This window comes from Pedobacter sp. AC163 (assembly GCF_979258665.1).
Window position 1 is genome coordinate 2,097,965 of record NZ_OZ409872.1, and the last position, 17,701, is coordinate 2,115,665.

At 43.2% G+C, this 17,701-nt stretch carries 21 protein-coding genes and 1 tRNA gene; 1 reads left to right on the forward strand and 21 read right to left on the reverse strand.

Annotated elements, in window-relative coordinates; genetic code table 11:
- Positions 1 to 120: 120 nt before the first annotated feature.
- Positions 121 to 194 (forward strand) — tRNA-Met (locus tag ACZZZK_RS08805).
- On the opposite strand, the gene ACZZZK_RS08810 is transcribed toward ACZZZK_RS08805, so the two are convergent.
- The 21 genes from ACZZZK_RS08810 to ACZZZK_RS08910 all read right to left on the reverse strand — a co-directional run bounded on the left by ACZZZK_RS08810 (position 154) and on the right by ACZZZK_RS08910 (position 17,692).
- On the reverse strand, positions 154 to 1,767 hold the full coding sequence (locus tag ACZZZK_RS08810) for a recombinase family protein (protein WP_369817107.1): 1,614 nt from the start codon (positions 1,765 to 1,767) through the stop codon (positions 154 to 156). The genes ACZZZK_RS08805 and ACZZZK_RS08810 overlap by 41 nt on opposite strands.
- Before the next feature lie 49 nt (positions 1,768 to 1,816).
- A complete protein-coding gene (locus ACZZZK_RS08815; protein ID WP_463483825.1) occupies positions 1,817 to 2,008 on the reverse strand; it encodes a hypothetical protein in 192 nt (63 codons plus the stop codon).
- A 178-nt stretch (positions 2,009 to 2,186) separates the two neighbouring features.
- On the reverse strand, positions 2,187 to 2,861 hold the full coding sequence (locus ACZZZK_RS08820) for a hypothetical protein (protein ID WP_056095002.1): 675 nt from the start codon (positions 2,859 to 2,861) through the stop codon (positions 2,187 to 2,189).
- Positions 2,858 to 3,682: a DNA adenine methylase gene (locus ACZZZK_RS08825; RefSeq protein ID WP_463483826.1), complete on the reverse strand. Its 825-nt coding sequence runs from the start codon at positions 3,680 to 3,682 to the stop codon at positions 2,858 to 2,860. The genes ACZZZK_RS08820 and ACZZZK_RS08825 overlap by 4 nt, the downstream gene beginning before the upstream one ends.
- A gap of 5 nt (positions 3,683 to 3,687) precedes the next feature.
- A complete protein-coding gene (locus ACZZZK_RS08830) occupies positions 3,688 to 3,888 on the reverse strand; it encodes a hypothetical protein (protein WP_056095008.1) in 201 nt (66 codons plus the stop codon).
- Positions 3,889 to 3,911: 23 nt separating this feature from the next.
- On the reverse strand, positions 3,912 to 4,775 hold the full coding sequence (locus ACZZZK_RS08835) for a hypothetical protein (RefSeq protein WP_463483827.1): 864 nt from the start codon (positions 4,773 to 4,775) through the stop codon (positions 3,912 to 3,914).
- A gap of 20 nt (positions 4,776 to 4,795) precedes the next feature.
- Positions 4,796 to 5,113 carry a hypothetical protein gene (locus tag ACZZZK_RS08840; RefSeq protein WP_056095014.1) on the reverse strand — a complete coding sequence of 106 codons (318 nt, stop codon included), beginning with the start codon at positions 5,111 to 5,113 and terminating at the stop codon, positions 4,796 to 4,798.
- 512 nt (positions 5,114 to 5,625) lie between these two features.
- The gene (locus ACZZZK_RS08845) at positions 5,626 to 6,378 is read right to left on the reverse strand and encodes a DUF4099 domain-containing protein (RefSeq protein ID WP_463483828.1); all 753 of its coding nucleotides are present in this window, start codon (positions 6,376 to 6,378) and stop codon (positions 5,626 to 5,628) included.
- A gap of 9 nt (positions 6,379 to 6,387) precedes the next feature.
- The gene (locus ACZZZK_RS08850; protein WP_463483829.1) at positions 6,388 to 7,602 is read right to left on the reverse strand and encodes an ArdC family protein; all 1,215 of its coding nucleotides are present in this window, start codon (positions 7,600 to 7,602) and stop codon (positions 6,388 to 6,390) included.
- The gene (locus ACZZZK_RS08855) at positions 7,595 to 8,131 is read right to left on the reverse strand and encodes a M23 family metallopeptidase (RefSeq protein WP_197413307.1); all 537 of its coding nucleotides are present in this window, start codon (positions 8,129 to 8,131) and stop codon (positions 7,595 to 7,597) included. Before ACZZZK_RS08855 ends, ACZZZK_RS08850 begins: the two co-directional genes overlap by 8 nt.
- Before the next feature lie 70 nt (positions 8,132 to 8,201).
- The gene (locus tag ACZZZK_RS08860) at positions 8,202 to 8,624 is read right to left on the reverse strand and encodes a hypothetical protein (protein WP_056095029.1); all 423 of its coding nucleotides are present in this window, start codon (positions 8,622 to 8,624) and stop codon (positions 8,202 to 8,204) included.
- 36 nt (positions 8,625 to 8,660) lie between these two features.
- Positions 8,661 to 10,703 carry a type IV secretion system DNA-binding domain-containing protein gene (locus tag ACZZZK_RS08865; protein WP_463483830.1) on the reverse strand — a complete coding sequence of 681 codons (2,043 nt, stop codon included), beginning with the start codon at positions 10,701 to 10,703 and terminating at the stop codon, positions 8,661 to 8,663.
- Between the two features lie 9 nt (positions 10,704 to 10,712).
- Positions 10,713 to 11,552, reverse strand: a complete 840-nt coding sequence (locus ACZZZK_RS08870) for a DUF4138 domain-containing protein (protein WP_056095036.1) — start codon at positions 11,550 to 11,552, stop codon at positions 10,713 to 10,715.
- Between the two features lie 6 nt (positions 11,553 to 11,558).
- Entirely contained in the window at positions 11,559 to 12,785 is a 1,227-nt protein-coding gene (locus tag ACZZZK_RS08875; RefSeq protein WP_463483831.1) for a conjugative transposon protein TraM, read from the reverse strand.
- A gap of 9 nt (positions 12,786 to 12,794) precedes the next feature.
- On the reverse strand, positions 12,795 to 13,181 hold the full coding sequence (locus ACZZZK_RS08880) for a hypothetical protein (RefSeq protein WP_056095041.1): 387 nt from the start codon (positions 13,179 to 13,181) through the stop codon (positions 12,795 to 12,797).
- Entirely contained in the window at positions 13,178 to 13,801 is a 624-nt protein-coding gene (traK, locus tag ACZZZK_RS08885; protein WP_056095045.1) for a conjugative transposon protein TraK, read from the reverse strand. Before traK ends, ACZZZK_RS08880 begins: the two co-directional genes overlap by 4 nt.
- Positions 13,802 to 13,805: 4 nt before the next feature.
- Positions 13,806 to 14,933: a hypothetical protein gene (locus ACZZZK_RS08890; protein WP_056095048.1), complete on the reverse strand. Its 1,128-nt coding sequence runs from the start codon at positions 14,931 to 14,933 to the stop codon at positions 13,806 to 13,808.
- Between the two features lie 3 nt (positions 14,934 to 14,936).
- A complete protein-coding gene (locus ACZZZK_RS08895; RefSeq protein ID WP_463483832.1) occupies positions 14,937 to 15,710 on the reverse strand; it encodes a hypothetical protein in 774 nt (257 codons plus the stop codon).
- Positions 15,707 to 16,372, reverse strand: coding sequence for a hypothetical protein (locus ACZZZK_RS08900; protein ID WP_463483833.1), 666 nt, complete (start codon positions 16,370 to 16,372; stop codon positions 15,707 to 15,709). Before ACZZZK_RS08900 ends, ACZZZK_RS08895 begins: the two co-directional genes overlap by 4 nt.
- A gap of 4 nt (positions 16,373 to 16,376) precedes the next feature.
- Complete coding sequence (locus ACZZZK_RS08905) at positions 16,377 to 17,033, reverse strand: hypothetical protein (RefSeq protein WP_056095057.1); 657 nt, start codon at positions 17,031 to 17,033, stop codon at positions 16,377 to 16,379.
- Positions 17,030 to 17,692, reverse strand: coding sequence for a hypothetical protein (locus tag ACZZZK_RS08910; RefSeq protein WP_463483834.1), 663 nt, complete (start codon positions 17,690 to 17,692; stop codon positions 17,030 to 17,032). The genes ACZZZK_RS08905 and ACZZZK_RS08910 overlap by 4 nt, the downstream gene beginning before the upstream one ends.
- Positions 17,693 to 17,701: the final 9 nt, after the last annotated feature.

Consider the following 17,701-nt stretch of genomic DNA (forward strand, 5'->3'; position numbering starts at 1 on the left):
AATATATCCGGACGTATTTTTTTTATTTTATTTTTCTAAAGAAAGGTAATTTATTCTATATTTGCAACTCCAAAAAATAACCACCTAAATATTTGATAATATAAGCAAATATTTTTACCCGGCGGGGTAGCTCAGATGGTTAGAGCGCAGGATTCATAACCCTGAGGTCGGCAGTTCGATCCTGCTCCCCGCTACCGAATCGGCAAAAGAGGCATAATCCAGAGATAATTCTGGTATGCCTCTTTTCTTTTTACTGATAAGTTGCTGAAAATAAGCTATATACAAAAACACTAAATTTATTTCAGTGGTTCGAACTTTATCATTTTTCTTATCATAACTCATACCACTAGGGAACAGTAATGTTTGGAGTTGTTGCTTAGTATGGTAATCACCAGAAAGCCAGTTTAAAGGTAGCTGAGTGGCATATTCTATAGCCAACCTAACGCATTTTAAAAGGTTCGAACTTTTATTAGACAGGATGAGCAAATTCCGCTCAATTTCTCTTTTTTCGTCCGAATATTTCTCATGGTACTTTGTGTAAAGTTCCTGACTTATATCTTCTTCAATATATCTTTCCTCTAATCGCTCCACCTTCTTCTTCACTTCTCTGTGGCTGTTCTCCAACTCTAAAAGATCCGCTTGCTTATTTTGAGTCAACTGGTTAAATGTTGCAGCAACCTGCTCAACCAATAGTTCTATATATTCCTTGGCAATGTCAATTTTAAAGAAATCAAGTATGTCTGCAAATCTGGAATTAAGAGAATCAGCATTTTTGTTATTACAGCAAGCTTTGGTTTTGCATTTATAATAATGTATATTCTTTTTGCGTGCGAGGTAGCCACTCAACGGCTTCCCGCATTCGGCACATACCATAAAGCGCTTCAAAGGAATGTGCACATTTTCTTCATTTAGTGAAAAACCATGGGGAATCTTATCTAGCATACCGTTAACCTTTAAGAAAAGTTCCCTGCTAATTAATTTCTCGTGATTGCCCACAACCACTTGTCCCTCCAACATATTGTGCACCATCAAGCCACAATAGAATGGATTTCTAAAGATTTCTGAGATACGCTGATGAATCAATTTTAGTCCTTTAGCCGCCAACCTATCGCGAATTACCTCATTTGACACATTTTCATAAGCTTTCCATTCAAAGGCCTGACGAATGAGCCTTCCCTTCCCATTTATAACAATCTGCCTTTTGTTCTTCGATCTGTCAATCTCAAATCCTAAAGGGGGATTAGTCGGCCAATCACCACGCAGTAACATCTCTTTTATACCAGCACTACATTTTTGCTTTCTCAATTGATTGTCAAACTCGCCAAACAGGAACAACAACTTTTGTTGCATCTGACCCGAAGCACTCGAGGTATCAATAGGTTGTGTTACGGAAATTATTTCTATACCTAAGCGCCTCAATTCTCCGCTAAGCCAGATTGAGTTGTCATTTCTTGAAAACCTCTCCAGACTATACACTAAGATAGAAGATATTTTTCCTTTGAATTTTTTCACGAAAGAAAGCATGGCGGTAAATTGCTTTCTCTCATCGTTCTCAGCGCTTTCGTAGGTTCCCCCAAACTGAGCGGCAATATTAAACCCAAATTTCTCTGCGTATAGCATACATGCCTTCAATTGGGTTCCCAGGCTTAAATTATCAGCCTGCTCTTTACTACTAACCCTTGTATAGATAACGCATTCCAAGCTTTTGGAAACTTTTTTATTTTGTTTCCCTTTTGCAAATGAGTCGAAAAAAAAGATGTCTGACATAAATATTACTTCTTTTTATTACATTATAAGATACTAATAATCAATTAATTTACCAAGTTTTTTGATCCTTTTTTTCACTTGCATTAAAAATGATTATAGACATTTTTTTGATAGTAAGGATCACATCCTTAGCCTGCTGCTCGGTGAAATGTGAAAACATTTGCTTTGAAAGCACCTCTTCGATCGTTAGATCATGCTGGCGCACAATAGTTTCTATATTTAAATCAAACTCCATATCCATGACGTTTATTTTGAGTAACAAATATTTTTCGAACGGTATTCTGAAGAATAACAGGATTGGATAATCACATTTAATTACGCTCCTGTTAGAAATAGATGCAAATAGGCATAACCTGGGGTGCATCTATCATTAATGTACTCGCATTTTGAGATGAGCACATGAGTCTCCTGTTAATAATTTATCTTTGCAAATCTGAATGATCTATTGCCAAAGATTCAATTACGCCATCGCGGATTACCTCAAATCCCGCTACACTATCTGTATTGTATATCGCGACTGTTTTTGGTGGCCAAAGTTTCGGGTCGTTTGTTTTATCCCAGTCAATCCCAATGCCTGATGGATAATAATCCCAGTTTTCCCAGGCTCTCTCTTTAATTAAAAGTCCGTCGTAACCCAGTACCCTTGTAAGATATTCATTACGGTTACCTTCCCAGTCCATCCCATAGCAGAGCAGATCAGCAACCTTGTAAAAATCAGAGAGCTGGTCATCGTGCCGGTGATTTAGGTATCGCTCGGAAACTCCTGCGCACAGCAAAATACTCCGGACGCGAGATGCGTCCAGAGCTTTGTCAGCATCCAAAATGCTGGCATCCTTGCTGAGTGTTATCTTATAGATTTTGGCATATCCAAGATTATCAAACCCCGATTCACCTTTCAATCTTGACTTCTGGAGTACGAGATGGCTAAAAAGGCAGGCGGCGTCCTCACTTATTGAAGTATAAAATGCATTTCCGAGAGTGAGAGCGTTCCAGCCAACTCCTTTACCGGACTGGATGTTTATTTTCCCACCGTCCAGTCCAAGCGAACCATGATAAAGTGCCAGCAATTCTGGGTTTATTTCCTTTACTTTCAAACTCCAAATTCCGTCTTTAGGTCTATCGGGTAGTTAGCTGTTAGCACCTCCGTCTTGCTTTTCTGCTTTCCTCCCTTTGCATTAACGGAGACCTGTTGCTTTACCGACCATTGATGCCAGCCATGTTCTTTGGCATATTTTTCCAATAGTGGAGATGGGTAGGAAGAGAGCAAAAACTTACCTTTTATTCCGGCCAGTAAAAAAAGAAGGGCTTCAAAATCCCCTTCAGAATAACCATCATAGTGACCACAGTCAGAGTTGTAGTAGGGCGGATCACAGTAAAAGAAACTATCTGAGGTATCGCGGCTTGCGATGATGTAGAGCGCATCTGCGCATTCTATCTGGCAGTTCTGGAGCCTGATAGCCATTTCCTCAACAAATCCTTCTTTCTTGGAATTTATTTTTTTTGTGGTGGTATTACCTGATTTATCATATCCCCAGCTGCTGTCAAGCTGCGAAGAAAAGCTCTGTGATGAAGTCAGCCAGACTGCCCATGCCCTTTTTGTCTCCGAAAACATATCCGGATTGTTATAGATCACCGAAGCCTTTCTGTGCAGATCCCTGGAATGAAGAGAGATCCTGATCTCCTTTTCAAGTGAAGTAAAATCCTCCTTCGCTACCCTATAAAAATTCATCAGTTCTTTATTGGTATCATTAATTACCTCAACCTTTGATTGTTCTTTAGCAAAGAATACCGCCGCGCCACCAATAAAAGGCTCACAATAAAGCACATGTGGCGGAATTACCGAAACAATGCGTTTGGCTAATTTTTGTTTACCCCCATAATAGCTTATGGGGGTTCTTAATTTTAGTTTGGTCATAAATTCTAATACAAGTCGTCAATGCTTAAATCAACTTTTTCACCCTCAATCATTACCGACACCCTGCACTTGATATCGGGCGTGGCCATACTTTCTACCTGAAAGCGCTTGCCGTTTAAGTTATATAGCAGGTGATCTTCCTTAAGATCAAGGGTAACCCATCCGCTTGCGCGGATGCGGTCTATCTTAGCTAAAAGCTTTCTCATTTTTTCTTTGCTGTTACAAAAGATTATCTTCCTATTTCCTCGCTTTGGGAGGTATCACCATCCCGCTGGTTTTCCCATGGAAACCGCTCTTCTGTATGGCTGGCATCGATTTCGCTTTTTTGGGAAGTTCTTTGCTCAGCCGAGGCCGTGCTTTCTTTTTGCTCTTCTTTTTTAGGAAAGATTTCATCCTGGCGGATAATGGCCATGTTCTTATCATAAATATCAAGTCCCTTAAACTGGGGATTCGCGGTTACCATTACAGCAACGGCTTTCTTACCCACCATCATCTCGGCCGGTGCCAGATGGCCACTTCTCAGCATTTTCATCATACCATCCTTTCCAAGTTCAGTAAGACCCTTGAACGGATATTTGTCTATGGCATCAGATAGCTCAAACTTGAATTCGGGGTAGAATTTTTTCAGGGGATGATTCCCGTAGGCATCCTGAACATCAAGGTTGAGCTTAAACCAAACCTTTTTCTTTTCCGAACCCTCACTGTTTTCCAATTTGGTGTAAACATCCCGTTCAAGTGAGTTCCCAGAGAGTAGTTTATAGGCCTGTAGCACCGTAATCCGGTTGTCCCTTTCCAGATCAAAGATTTGTCTGATAGGCAAGGCACTTCCGGCCTTATTCAGAGTTACCTCATAATCGTTCAGAAAATACATATCGCTCTGCTTGGAGCGGTTGAAATTCAGCATGAACCTGACCTGATCGGAACCAATTGCAGGATTCTTTTTGGCGTTGGCAGATGTGTAGCTTTGCGTAACTCCGAGGGTAAAAGCAGGGAGTTCCCTGGAAATTGCTGATTCAAGAACATCGTTAAGTTTTGTTCCAAAGCCCAGATAATCCAGGCTCTTTTTTAGATAATCCAAATTTTGTTCATTCATAAGAATATATTATTAATTAATCAAAATAGGCTAAGCTGTCGCTCAGGCTGGGGAGGGCTATAGCCATTTTCCCGGGCGAGGTGTTCGCCAAGGGAGATTGCCAGTTCCTCGATGGACGCATATCCGCAATCCTTTAAAAAAGCAGAAAAGAGAAAATGTGACCGGTAGCCGGTACCGGATATAATATTGGAATCTGAGCGAAACTCCAGGTGTACAACGGTTGGCTCTTTTTCATCATTTCTTTTGCTGGGCCAGTTGTACACATAATTGACATTGACATCGAATCCAAATACCCGGATATCGAGACTTATATCCTGTTTGAAAATTTCTGGAATCATGGGAATGGATTTTACCGGATTTGCAAAGGCCTTAGATTAGTCCTAAATCCGGTGATCTTACAAAACCTATTAAGTGAAAAGAGTGATTCCGCACATGAAAATTCGCATGACTTAAAAGTGAAAACCACATGATGGGATAAAACCAGAAAAGTTGCGTCAAATCCTTTCAGCCATAGCGAAATCTTACAGGTTAATACGATTGCAGGCAGATCATCTCCGAATACAGTCACGAATTTCGCATTGGGAAATACCAAGCTGATGCGTATTATACCTTCCGGAAGAGCAAGAAAACCAAACGTTGCCAGCGCGGCATCCCGAAATTTGACTGAGGTAGCATCCGACAGAACTTTTAGACAATCCCTTTTTTCATAAAAAAGATAAACGGTACGGATACATATCTCTGGCAGCCCGTAAGGAATCAGGTATGCGAAACCATCGCACATAACCCATTCTCTGTCCATATTTATCTAGATATGCCATGACTATAGCCGCGGCTATACTCGTTTTTGAACTCATCGAGTTCTCTCTGCTGCAACATCTCGTCTGAAATTGCGCCATCGTTTTTTTTTCAATTCCAGGAATGCTGATTCAAAGCCTAGTGAAAAGGGAGTCTGATGAATACTTGAATCCATTATGGGAGCGAGATCTTTTAATAAAAAACCCGCGGCTTTACCGTCTTTCAAAAAAGTTAAGATAAGTGCTGTACGGCTGGCTACGATCCCCTTGGGCTCACTGGCCCTATGTTGAATCATCGTCCCATCGATTAGCTGCACAATGCGTCCTAGGGCAAAATCCTTACTTTTCTTTACATCTAGTTTCTCTCCGTTGATCTGAAATGGAACCTCTACCCCTTTTGGATCATAGGAAATGAACTCCCTGGTTTCACTATCATATTCAAATACGATAGTCCTATTTGTGCCATCAGGAAAATTAATGGGTTTTGCAATATTCTTAACCTCTCCTGCGACCAGCGCATCAGCTTCAACATCCAATAAATCCGGAGACAGTTTCGGCTCCTTGTAAATAGGATGCAATTTTATCTCGTGGAGACTATCTTCATCCAGGTTTAAGGATAGCTTAGCATCCAGGCTATCAATAGCAAAAGCCTCGCTGACCAGATTCTTTAGGTTCACTAAAGAAGTTCTCCTGCCCGAAAGAAGTGCAGCAATGTCTGTGTCGTCCAATAAGTACCTGGTCCCGTCGTATAGCCCTAGCCTGGATAGCTCTGCAACGGGCAGGGCCTCCTCGATAATTATATTTTTCATAAATTCGTTTTATCTGTTTAAATCAAGATGTGATTGGTTCACAGCTTCGCCAATCTGGTTAGTGTGCTTATCATTTTGAAACTCAGCACCCATTTCGCGTTTGAGATATAAAAGCGCTGCGTAGAGTTTATCTTCCCGGCCCAATTTAAATGCATTGCCGTTCAGGCTTTCATGCATCTTCAGCCTTCCCTGTTTTAAATGGCCTAGAACCTCATAGACCGATCCGTTATATGGAATCTTATCTCCCGTGGTGAGATACCCAGAAGCTTTTCCGGGAGCAGGCTGCATCGCATTCAGGGAAACCTTTTCATTGGTAATCTCCTGCTTTCTTTCTATATCCATGATATAGCCAAGAATACGCTCGGCATCCATGGAAGCAGAAAAGATCTCAAAAGGATTGTTCTCCAGAATCGATATCCAGCTTTCCACATAGGCATAATGCTGTCCCGGGTCATGGCCTATACCAAGTTCCTGTCCAATAAGCATCGAAGCGATTTCTGCCCTGAGCTCCTCCCTGGCATAGCTCGCATCCCCAAAGCCTTTACCCATGTCTCGGTTCAACCGGTCTGGATGCCCCGTCCAGTGTCCCAGTTCGTGGAGCAGTGTAGCATAATATTTGTGGCTTTCAGAAAACCAGTCCTTGTAGGGAAGCGTAATAGCATCCCTTTTTGGGTCATAAAAGGCATTTGCGGAATATTGGTGAAAAATTACTGCGCCTGAGGAGGCAATGAGATTCTCTGCCCGCTCAACCGGTGCCCACTTGGTGCCTGGCTTTTCTCTTTCCAGTTTGGGCATGCCCTCGATCTGCGCGGCATTAAACACGTAAGCATTGCGAACAATGGCATGGGGAAGTTCCCTTGTTTCCTTTATGGGCTTTCCGAGCTCATCATGCATAACCTTTCCTGAAGCGTCGCGCCTGGTTCGCTCATCACTTGTTTTAACGAACTGGATGAGCATGGATTTCTCTCCCTTTCTCACCTGCATTCCGCTTTCCTCTGCCTGCCTGTAGGTCATCCATCTTGGATCTTCCCTACCTGCCATCAAAAGTGATAGGGCATTGATTCCCTTATATCTATTGCCGCTCTGAAAATTGTAAGGCATTAGAAGAGGCATGCCCGCTGAATCCCATGGAATCTGCCAGGGTGCGGTTCCGGCGCGGAGTGCCTCAATTACTTTCTCGGCAACCTGAACGTGCAGGGGTTTATGAACATCTTTTTTATCCATCTTGCTCTTCCTCCGTATCCGCAAAACCAATTCCGTAAACCCAGGCCTCGTCCTGATTCAGTTCCACTTCCTCTACCATGGCGAGTAGTTCCAGTTTTTGCCTTAGGGTCAAATAGGCTGAATTTTCCATAAAATTTATTTGATTAATTTTGGCTACTTTATAGTAGCGAAGAATAAAGTTTACAGGATCGATGTAGACTCCCCCGATGCGCAAACTAAAGTGCAGGTGTTCGCCAGTCACCCTACCGGTAGATCCCGTAACCGCTATAACTTCCCCAGAACGGACTTCCTCGCCCTTTCGAACCAGAATAATGGAGAGGTGGCCATATATGCTTTCAAGGCCTGAATGATCAATCCTTATAAATTTTCCCAGAATTGGATTAAAGCCTACGCCGGATACCTTTCCGGTAAGAAAAGAAAATACAGGCTCATTTCTTGCGTGAAGATCAATGCCACGATGGAAATCCGCAAAATGGGTAATAGGATGTATCCTTTTACCAAAAGCGCTATTTACCTTTATTGAATTCAAAGGCAAGGAGATTTGGGAGTAGCAGGATAGAGAAGAGCAAACAAAAATGAGAAGTACGCCTGCCAAAAGCCTAACGCTCAAAAGAAACCGCTTCGCTGACATTTATATTGTGATTTCGTGAAATATAGTCCTCCAGGGAAATCATGCTCCTTTTCATCACCTCTGGATTTTCGACAGCAATCTTCATCGCAGCAGAGATGTGACCATAATCTGAATACTCCTGTTTCATATTAATATCGAGCAAGTCTTTAAAAGTACCGGCATCCATATCCTTTACCCCAGTCATAATATCCTGATAAAGCTCCCTTTTATCCTTTAGCACAAGGAGGGCATCTGAGGAATACCTGCCAAGTGGGCCACCACCAAAGCCGACGCTAATGTTATCTTTTTGAAGATCCGCTATTGCAATTACACCTATCTGACCCTGTCTGGAAACAGGATCTGTTGTCAGCTGGGGATGTACCACCACAAGCCGGCCGGTTAATTCTTCCATAAAAATTGATTTTAAGATTGAAAAAAAATAGTTTGTTTATCTCTTCATTCCGCCTGCCATGGAGGCTTTGGGACTTTCCCCATCCTTTGGTACGGCAGCCTCGGTTCTGAATTTTTTAACCAATACCTGTATTTCATCATTTATGCGCATGAAGTTTTTACGGAGAATCTCATCCTTTTTTCCTGCGAAATCATAATACAACGGCATATCAGGGTAAGCTTTTTCCTCTGTAGCTAATGCCTCCATATCAAGATTCACCCTGCAGTTGATCGCCGAGGTATCAAATTTTCCGGTATATTCTTCTACCGCATCCGCTGCAAGCATACCAACGAGCTCTCCGGCCTTCAATGATGCGATCTTACCTGCAGGAATCAGCGATTCTAGTTTTTCCGAGAGCGACACCGATGTCTTGGTTCTATCAATGGACAAGCTCTCTGACTGTTGCTTAACTTTCCCAAAAAGCCGCTCCAGCCATTCGAGCGTTTCCTTGTTCCTTACCGAGCCAGAAAGTACATTCCCTACTACCGAGGTAATGGTGGTTGCGGTATCCTTTCCATATTGCTGCTGAAACTGTGGAAGCTCCTGGAGTCCCATGAGAACCGCTACCTTATTTGATCTGGCAGTGGCAATTAGATTTTCAATGCGGTGCACAAATAAGGTTGGCAGCTCATCGATAATCAAGGCCGAGGGCCGGTTTCCTTTAGAGTTGATAAGCCTGGTCAGCCTGTTGAGCACCACAGAATAGCAGGCGGAATTGATATTCTGTGTATTGGGGTCATTGGCAAGGACTAATATAGAGGGCTCCGCCCGGGATGAAATCTTTAAGTTGAAATCATCCGCGGAAAAAACCCAGAACGTCTCTTTAGTAGCTAAGCGGGAGATGAATACCTTTAGCGTTCCTATCTGCCCCTCTAGCTGGTTGAAAGCTTTAGCCTGCCATGCAGTGGCAAATGGAGAAAGTAAGCTCCCAAGCTCAGGATTGGAAAATAGCACCGAAAAAATCTGCTCATAACTGCAGTTCAAAAATGAAAGTACGTGCGGAAAAGTAGAATACTTCCCTCCCTGGTACTGAGAAAAGAAATAAATGCAGGAAGAAAGAAAATTTACCGCACTCTGGGTAAAGAACTGATCGCTACCACCGGATTTATCCCCTTTTTTCAAGGCTTCAACCAGGGCTTCCGCTGTTTCGCCAGCATCGGCGAGCGTTACTATGTAATCTGGTCTTAATACATTTATCCTCCTGCTTCGCTCTACCTGGGTTAAGTTGATGACATGAAAATCGAAGCCTGAGAGCCTGCCCTGCTTTTTACCCAGCAGATAATGGTAATAGGCGATCTGACCCAGGTCGGGAAACTTAAAGTCATAACAGCAGATACAGAATTCCTTAAAGATAAGCTGCCGGATAAAGGGCATAACAATGCCAAAACTCTTGCCCGAGCCCGGGGTCCCGATCAAAAGCGTTCCGCGAAAGATGTTCTCTATGTTAATGAAGCCCGAATGTACTTTCTTGCGGTAATAAAAAAGTGAGGGGATGGTAACTGCAAATGGTCCGTTTACAGGCTTTCTTGCCTGCATAAAGGATTCTTCTTCGGTATTCCACTTATCCTTACCTAAAGAAGAGCTGATAATCTTGGAAACATTATCCATCGCTAGGTGCACCAGGATCGTACCTATCAACAATAAAAAGATATACCCGATATCCTGCCAGCTGGTCAGATAAAAAACCGCAGTCCCCTTTTCACCAAAAAAAAAGATACTGGCCGCCATTAAGACTAATCCCAACACGAGCGGATAAATGATCGCTGTTTTAGCATCAAGATCTTTTTCTTTTTTGCTCAGTGTCCCGATTGAAACCAGCGAGATAAGCAACAACGAGAAAAACCGGCTGTAGAGCGGGTGCTGGTAAATAATAATCCGTGACATGCGCACTAGAAACCTGGCGAGCCCGATTTTCTCTGCACCTAAATCAGTTAACAGCTTAGTTGCATAGACAAACATGAGCACATCTAGCAAAAGGGCTAGATAAATGGCAAACTGAAGGAAGCGGTGCAGGCTCTGTTGTTCCTTGCTTTCTTCCATAATGAAACATTAAAAGGTGTCGGCGTTTAGGATATCGGAGTAACTTAATGAAGCGCGAAGATTTCTTCCGGAAATCTGCTTTTCCGATAATTCAATACTGAATTCCTTGTCACCGGGAAAGGTGGTTTTTTTAATGAAATAAATATTACGATAGGATTTCGAAAATCTTTCAAAGGGATAAAGCTGAAAAACCGGCTTTAATTCTATGGACTGGACATTGGTAGATTTATTGATCTTTCTGTCCGCTATCTTAAACCTGAGCTCGTCGACATCAAAGGTGAGATTTGTCGAGTTATGGAAGCTCAGGTCAAGAAGGATGCAATCGCCAAGGGTATAAACCCGGTTTACCACCAGTGATATCCCGAAAGCTGATTCTTTTTTAATTCGGGAATCCCCTCTGCGCTTTAGCAGGGAAAGCGCATTGCTCTTCATTTCGTTCTGTGATAATCCTATCCCCGAAATATCAATGGATCTCATATAGGTTGGCAGGATATCGATTTGTGTGGAAACCAGCTCGGGACTAGCAGGCGATAAAAAGGAGAGTCTGTATTGTGCAATAAAGGTTTCTCCGACAATGGTAACCAGGCCAGCATCGCCGCTGGAGAAAAGAGCGGCAACAGAGTCTGGAATCGCCTTGATCCTGAGAATGTTCTTTTCCGGAAGGTCACCAATCAGCGAACTGCTGGATAGGTCTACATAGGAAATTTTCTCTGGCGAGATGAAGTGGATAGAAACTGAACCCGATATTCCGATTACCGGAATATCGGCAACGGTAACTGAGTGTGGCACTTGCGCATAAAGGGCCAGTGAGCTCAGGAAAATTTGAGCTAGGAACAATATTTTTTTCATGAAATTCTAATAAGATTGTTGTTTTCTTTTAAGCTCATTGGGATCAATGAGATAAACCTGGGTATTGTATCTGACCTTGACCTTATTGGACCGGATCAACTTGTTTACCGCTGTTGTTGTAGACTGGAACATCTTGGAAAGCACCCCCATAACGAGTTGATTGTTGTTTTCCGCCATCTGCTGTATGGTAATCCCTTGCGTGCTTGAACTGCTCATGTCCCTGGTAAATTCGCGAAAGGCGGATGATGGAACATAAATACCGGCCATTCCGTCGTTGTCATAAACCTGAAGATTTACCGGCAGAATTTCCCCGCCATGGAATACCGATGAGATCACCAAGGAAACCCTTTGGGCAGAGAAGCCTGAAATAGTTGCATAGAGGTAGGTGCCTTTAGGGATCATAAACTTGCCGGCCATGATATCATCAGTCAGCCTTATACGCAGGCGCGATCCGGAAAAGCCTGTAACATCCTGATCAATGTTCGCAGAAATAGGGCGTTCGACATCCCCGGAAAGTATGGTATTGAAGCCAGCCGAAAATCCATGCGATCTTTTGACCGGAATGATCTTCTTGCTTTTGGCTTCTGCTTCGGCCAGTTTCAGAGCCCGTTCTTTTTCAATATTCTCCTTTACAGCGGGATCATTAGCTTTCCCCATACTGTCGACAAGAGCCATCTGTGCCCGAAAAAGCTGCATGGGATCGGATGGGTTTTTAGAGTTATCAACCTCCTTAGTTACCCTGTTCTCCTGCATTTTTATCTTCGACAGTGCCGAGGCGAGTGCGATGTCCTGCTCAGTTCTGGAAGGATTCCGCGACTTTACAAAGCTCTGTCCTGCCGCAGAATATCCATGGTTTACATTTTCCGGTCTGCCTGGCAGACCATATTTAGCCTTCATTACCTGGTCAATGGAATCTAGCATATGCTTTTCCCTCAAATTGTAGGATGAGCTTATCTCTGCCAGCTGTTGGTTTTCTTCACCAATACTACCAACAGCAGTGTATCCATCGGCCTGCTTGAATTTATTTCTAAAGGCATCCAGCTTTCCCGAAAGCTCCTGGTTCCTCACCTGCTCGGAAACATTTGCCACGTTGGTCTGTAGCGAATCTCTTCCCAGGACTATTTTACCTTCTTTTCCAAAACTGCTTTTATAGACATAAAAGAAGAGAAAAAGAAAAGGCAGACAGATTATGGGAAGAGCGTACCTGGGCTTTTTTAAATCTATTTTTTTCATATAATTTAATTAATTCTTCGTGTGGCCGGCACGCTCAAGCTCGGCTACCATACTGACCATGAGCAGGCTGTCCTGGCTATTTAGCGTTTCCTTGGCCAATAAAACTTTCAGCGCTTCCCTAATTTCCAGAGTTCTTTTAAGCTTACTTACAGTTGTTCCTATTTCGCTAAGCCCACTCTCAACTTTTAGCAGTGCTTTTTTTTCTAAAGGGGCTTTTTTTGAATCCATTCTCAGCAGCGTAAAGCACAAGAGAAAGGAACTGCCTAGTAGCAGCACCATAGATGAGAAGATAACCTTCGGATATTTTTTGAAAAAACCTGATATGGAGGCCAGGAGGCGTTCGATCAGATCAGAGAACTCATTTCTGAGTTCTGAAAACACAGTTGTCTTTTTCATTGGAATGCATTTTTATCTATAGTTGAAATATCCCTGTTCTCTAATGTCTTCCATCTGGTAATTAAGACCGCGTGGGGATTATTGTCAGATCTTGTTTCAAGATCGACCAGGCTTCCCTCCGTGATAAGCGAGCGGGTGACGCTTGAACTTCTCCTGTCTATTTTCTGTGTACCATAATACCGGAAATACATTCTTTTTTCATCTAAAAAAATAGAATCGGTTCGGAGCGTGAGTACAGCAGAGGAGGAGAGAATAGAGGTGAAAAAACCTTTTTCCTTCAGATTATTATACTGAAGGGCACCACTTTCATCAATAAGGTACATGGCCTGTTTCATCTGATATTCTATGAACTTATCATCTGGTACCAGCGAAAAGAAAAGAGAATGGAATTTTGCAATATGTGCGCGATATTCTGCTGCTCTGTTTAGCTGCACATCGGTCTGTTTTGCCAGGATTGGTGTTCCCGAGGGGTCAAGAATATAAATACTTTTACGAGAATCCCTAACATATCCATAGGCAAAAAAAGAAACAACAGCGACTACCGATAGACAGAGCAAAAAACTTCCCAGCGAAAGGAATGTGGCTAGACGGATTTTGGATTCGATACTTTTTATCATCATCTCTCTATCCTCCCATTATCTGTCCAGCAACCCTGGTCATGCTTGATGCACCTCTTCCCATAGAACTTGCGGCAGAAGATACACCCGATGTGGATACTATCCATGTTGAAATGCTCGGCACGGTAAGCATGGTTAGTGCACCGATGATAAAGGTTACGATTACCATTCCAAAGGAGAGAACTCCATTGCTGGCAAACCAGCCGAGCTTTTCAAGGCTTGCCCCGCCAGTCCCAACAAGCTCCTGATAACGGGTAATTTCCGCCTCAAGTGCATAATGCTGGAAAAGGGACGCTACATACATCACCAGATATGCAATCCCTGAATAAAGGTTTACCGAGATGAACCTGGCGACCCATGTCGAAAAGGAATCCCTGAAAGCTGGCAGAATAGAGACGGCTACTGAAAAGGGGCCTAAAATAATCAGTATCGTGGAAAAGATGATCTGAATGATAAAAATAATGTAGGTGCAGACCCTGAGTATCCATATAGCGAGTGTTTCCAAAAGAGAGGTAGCCAAAAGTTGCAGACCAACCTCCAGCCGGTTTCTCATTTCCACTATTGGGTTCCAGACTTCGGAAAACCCTTCCTTTACCGAAGACTTAACAGATTCCCATGCATTTTCATACCAGGTATCCGCTTCTGTTTTTGCTGTCTGCGTCTCGGCCTGAATTTTATAGAGCTGATCAGAAACCTCTACCATGAGCTTCGCCCGCTGTAGCCTGAGATCATTGATCTCTGCCTGGCTGCCATCGAACATTGCTGAGGTCTTCTGTTCTACAACATCGGTTGGATACGCAAGGACCCGGGTAAAGATGCTCCACCATAGAATCACCATGGTCAGACCGAAAGGACGGAGCAGCGGCATAATTTCAAGCTGTTTATCCCCGGAGATCATTTCATAGCTTTTGATAGCAAAAAAGATGAGCATAAAAATTGCCGCCAGTGCCTGCGCATCTGCAATAAAGGCATCATAATGAGTCCAGATCGTACTTTTCATCTCATGCAGAAAATGCATCATCCCCTCTTCATACACGCCGTTGCCCTGAAGAAAATTAAAAGTGTCCTTGAACGAATCGGGCACTGCCTGCACAAAAAAACCGGCTGTGCCGGTTATAACATTTAAAATATCCATTGCTTATAGTTTTGATTTTTTAAGAATATCATTGGCAATCTGGATATCGCTCTTTGGGGATGCTGGTCTTTGAACTTCACCGGCCCGTAACTTCTGGACAGATGAGCGGATAGAGAGATAGGTTTTTGCCCTGGATTTCTTGGTTTCCCAGCTTGCCGAGAGTTTTCTGAATTCAGATAGCATCCTGTGGTAGGCCATTATCCTTGATCCCCGGTCTAAGGTAGTCGACCTCGCGATTTCCAGCCTTTCAAGAAGTGCACTGCTTTCCTCCCTGTACCAGTCAAACAGACCCACAGATATTATGTATTTCTGTTCTGCAAGCGAAAGGCCTGCAAGCATATCGGCATCTGCCTGATTTAATAATCCTTCAAACTCGTTGCGATAGTACATTAGCCAAAGGGGATCGGCAAAAGAAAGTGCCGAAGAATAATTGGAGGCCTCGCTCAGCGCAGTATTGCGAAGGGTATCCGCATGCAGTTTGTAGAGATTATCTGTGTTCTGCATGGCTGCTGCCAACATCAGCCGTTGCGTTTGTGGACCGAGCGGGCCAAGGGGTCTTAGATCCGTTTTGGGATAATTGGGGTGAAGCGCCCAAGTAATCAAGTAATCAGGGTTGAGCCCTAAAAATCCTGGTTTGGGCGTAAACTTATCCGCATCCCATTGCTTGAAGACCATCCGTTCCTGCTGGTAGGTAATGTGTTTGTCGGTAATTTTCTTCTGTGACCAGAGGAGCGTTGAGAGCAAACAGAGGAAAAGAAGCAAAAAAGGTTTTTTCATGGTTTTAAAAGTTTTGATTTGAATAAAATATCACTCCCGAGACGCAGATCCTGATTGATAAAGCCCTGATAGGGATTAATCGAACGGAAGACTCCATTCATTTTTGTCCAGTACATGGATTTTTTCATGCTGAATACCAGGGCACGGATGACGCGGAGCTCTAGGGCAATTTTCTTAAGCAGCGCATCGCGCTTTTCGAAATCCATGAGGACGTTTTCGCCTTCCTTCAATACAAAAGCAGAGACTTCTGAAAATAGGTTTATCCCCCTATCTTTTACCTGGCGGGAAACGTCTTCTGCAAAAAGCAGCAGATGGGGATCTGATTTGGCGATATCAATCATCCCGGCACTTTCCGATGAAATCTCGGCAACCAGTGAACCGATCTGTCTGACCGCGATTGCTGTTTTGAGCCCCTGATCAACTTCTCTTAAGGAAGACAGGATTAATGACTGAACCATAACGACCGCGCCCAGATTGAGATTAATATCCGAAAGGCGGTTGTTGATCGTATTTAAATAACTGTTATACGTATTTTCAGCTGCCAGACGTACTGCTCCATTTTCATTTACGATATTAAAATGCCCGCGGTCAAAAACTAGCCTTTGAGCTTTACTACAATAATGACCAATCAGCATTAAAAAAATTAAAATAAGCAATTTCATAACATCAGTTTTTTAGGATATCTTTTTTTCGCAGGATTTCATCTACCAATTTTTTATCGGTATTGATAAATTCTGAGAAAGGGTTTAGCTGATTGAAGACCTTTTTTCTTGAAGAATATTGAAGGGTTACCGCCAGTCCTCTGGATGCCCCGGCTATCAGGCGGAGTTCAGTGAGCACATGGGAAAAAAGCATTTTGCGGTCGCTCTGCTTCATCTGGTTGATGTCCTGCATAGAAAGAGCAAGTCCGTACAAAAAATTCAGCAGTGCATGTGCCCGATCCCCCATATCCAGCTCTGCCTGTATGGCCAGAACGGAAAGTATAGAATCGTCCTTGCATAAATCAAAAATCATCCCCTGGCTTTCGGTAATATCAGCAATCAATGGATAGGCTTCGATTCCGATCTGCACCGCATCAATGGCAAGTCCCAAAGTCTTGAACCGGGACTGGATATCCCTGTATTTATTCTTTAATCTTACCATCAGGGTTTTGTTTGCCTCCTCATTTGCAGTGGATCCCGCCTGCCTGTCCCTCGCATCAGACTGTTTTCCGTGTTCTGTTTTGCTATTACCCACAAGCTGGTGCAAAAGCCCGACATTCAACTGCGCATGAGCAGCTATTGATATGAAAATCATAGCCGTGAAAAATGCTGCGCTTTTCATTGCTTGAGCATCTTGGCATTCCTGATAATATCGTCCGCTATGCGTTTATCAATATTGATATATCCTGCATAAGGGTTTAGGGAATTTAAGATTCCGCGCTGCTTTGCCCAGTACATCGTACGGTACATGCCATAGGCCACTCCGCGGAGGATGGTAAGTTCTGTGACGATCCTATTGAGAAGCTTTGCCCGTTCACCGGAATCCATCAGCGCGTCCCTCCCGTCTTTTAATACAAAAGAGCTAACCTCGGTAGCAAGGTTGATCGAACGGATTTTGAACTCCCTAGCACCTCCTTCGGCAAACAGCAGTAATACCGGGTCACCAGAGGCTAGATTAATCGCCTTATTCACATCAATGACAATATCCTGAGAAATCGCATAAATATCCTTAACAGAAAGCAGAGACCTCATTACTCCTGAAACCTCAGATAAGCCTCTGTAAATAGTGGATTGAAGGTCATTTACAATTCCAAGCTGACCAGTTACCGCGAGCTGTGCCCTTTGCACAAGAGTAAGGTTGTCGCTGGTTCGGGACAGACCGCTGTTCATCACCCCTGCATGGGCAGCCGTGGCCGCAGCGGTTGTTGGGTCAACGTATATTTGTGCGGAGGCCGATTGCACGAAGATTCCAAATAAAAAATAGATGAATATTTTTCGCATAAAAATAGA

Coding starts and splice junctions, on each gene's coding strand:
- ACZZZK_RS08810 (WP_369817107.1), bottom strand. CDS start 1,767: ATGTCAGACATCTTTTTTTTCGACTCATTTGCAAAAGGGAAACAAAAT.
- ACZZZK_RS08815 (WP_463483825.1), bottom strand. CDS start 2,008: ATGGATATGGAGTTTGATTTAAATATAGAAACTATTGTGCGCCAGCAT.
- ACZZZK_RS08825 (WP_463483826.1), bottom strand. CDS start 3,682: ATGACCAAACTAAAATTAAGAACCCCCATAAGCTATTATGGGGGTAAA.
- ACZZZK_RS08830 (WP_056095008.1), bottom strand. CDS start 3,888: ATGAGAAAGCTTTTAGCTAAGATAGACCGCATCCGCGCAAGCGGATGG.
- ACZZZK_RS08835 (WP_463483827.1), bottom strand. CDS start 4,775: ATGAATGAACAAAATTTGGATTATCTAAAAAAGAGCCTGGATTATCTG.
- ACZZZK_RS08840 (WP_056095014.1), bottom strand. CDS start 5,113: ATGATTCCAGAAATTTTCAAACAGGATATAAGTCTCGATATCCGGGTA.
- ACZZZK_RS08845 (WP_463483828.1), bottom strand. CDS start 6,378: ATGAAAAATATAATTATCGAGGAGGCCCTGCCCGTTGCAGAGCTATCC.
- ACZZZK_RS08850 (WP_463483829.1), bottom strand. CDS start 7,602: ATGGATAAAAAAGATGTTCATAAACCCCTGCACGTTCAGGTTGCCGAG.
- ACZZZK_RS08860 (WP_056095029.1), bottom strand. CDS start 8,624: ATGGAAGAATTAACCGGCCGGCTTGTGGTGGTACATCCCCAGCTGACA.
- ACZZZK_RS08865 (WP_463483830.1), bottom strand. CDS start 10,703: ATGGAAGAAAGCAAGGAACAACAGAGCCTGCACCGCTTCCTTCAGTTT.
- ACZZZK_RS08870 (WP_056095036.1), bottom strand. CDS start 11,552: ATGAAAAAAATATTGTTCCTAGCTCAAATTTTCCTGAGCTCACTGGCC.
- ACZZZK_RS08875 (WP_463483831.1), bottom strand. CDS start 12,785: ATGAAAAAAATAGATTTAAAAAAGCCCAGGTACGCTCTTCCCATAATC.
- ACZZZK_RS08880 (WP_056095041.1), bottom strand. CDS start 13,181: ATGAAAAAGACAACTGTGTTTTCAGAACTCAGAAATGAGTTCTCTGAT.
- traK (WP_056095045.1), bottom strand. CDS start 13,801: ATGATGATAAAAAGTATCGAATCCAAAATCCGTCTAGCCACATTCCTT.
- ACZZZK_RS08890 (WP_056095048.1), bottom strand. CDS start 14,933: ATGGATATTTTAAATGTTATAACCGGCACAGCCGGTTTTTTTGTGCAG.
- ACZZZK_RS08895 (WP_463483832.1), bottom strand. CDS start 15,710: ATGAAAAAACCTTTTTTGCTTCTTTTCCTCTGTTTGCTCTCAACGCTC.
- ACZZZK_RS08900 (WP_463483833.1), bottom strand. CDS start 16,372: ATGAAATTGCTTATTTTAATTTTTTTAATGCTGATTGGTCATTATTGT.
- ACZZZK_RS08905 (WP_056095057.1), bottom strand. CDS start 17,033: ATGAAAAGCGCAGCATTTTTCACGGCTATGATTTTCATATCAATAGCT.
- ACZZZK_RS08910 (WP_463483834.1), bottom strand. CDS start 17,692: ATGCGAAAAATATTCATCTATTTTTTATTTGGAATCTTCGTGCAATCG.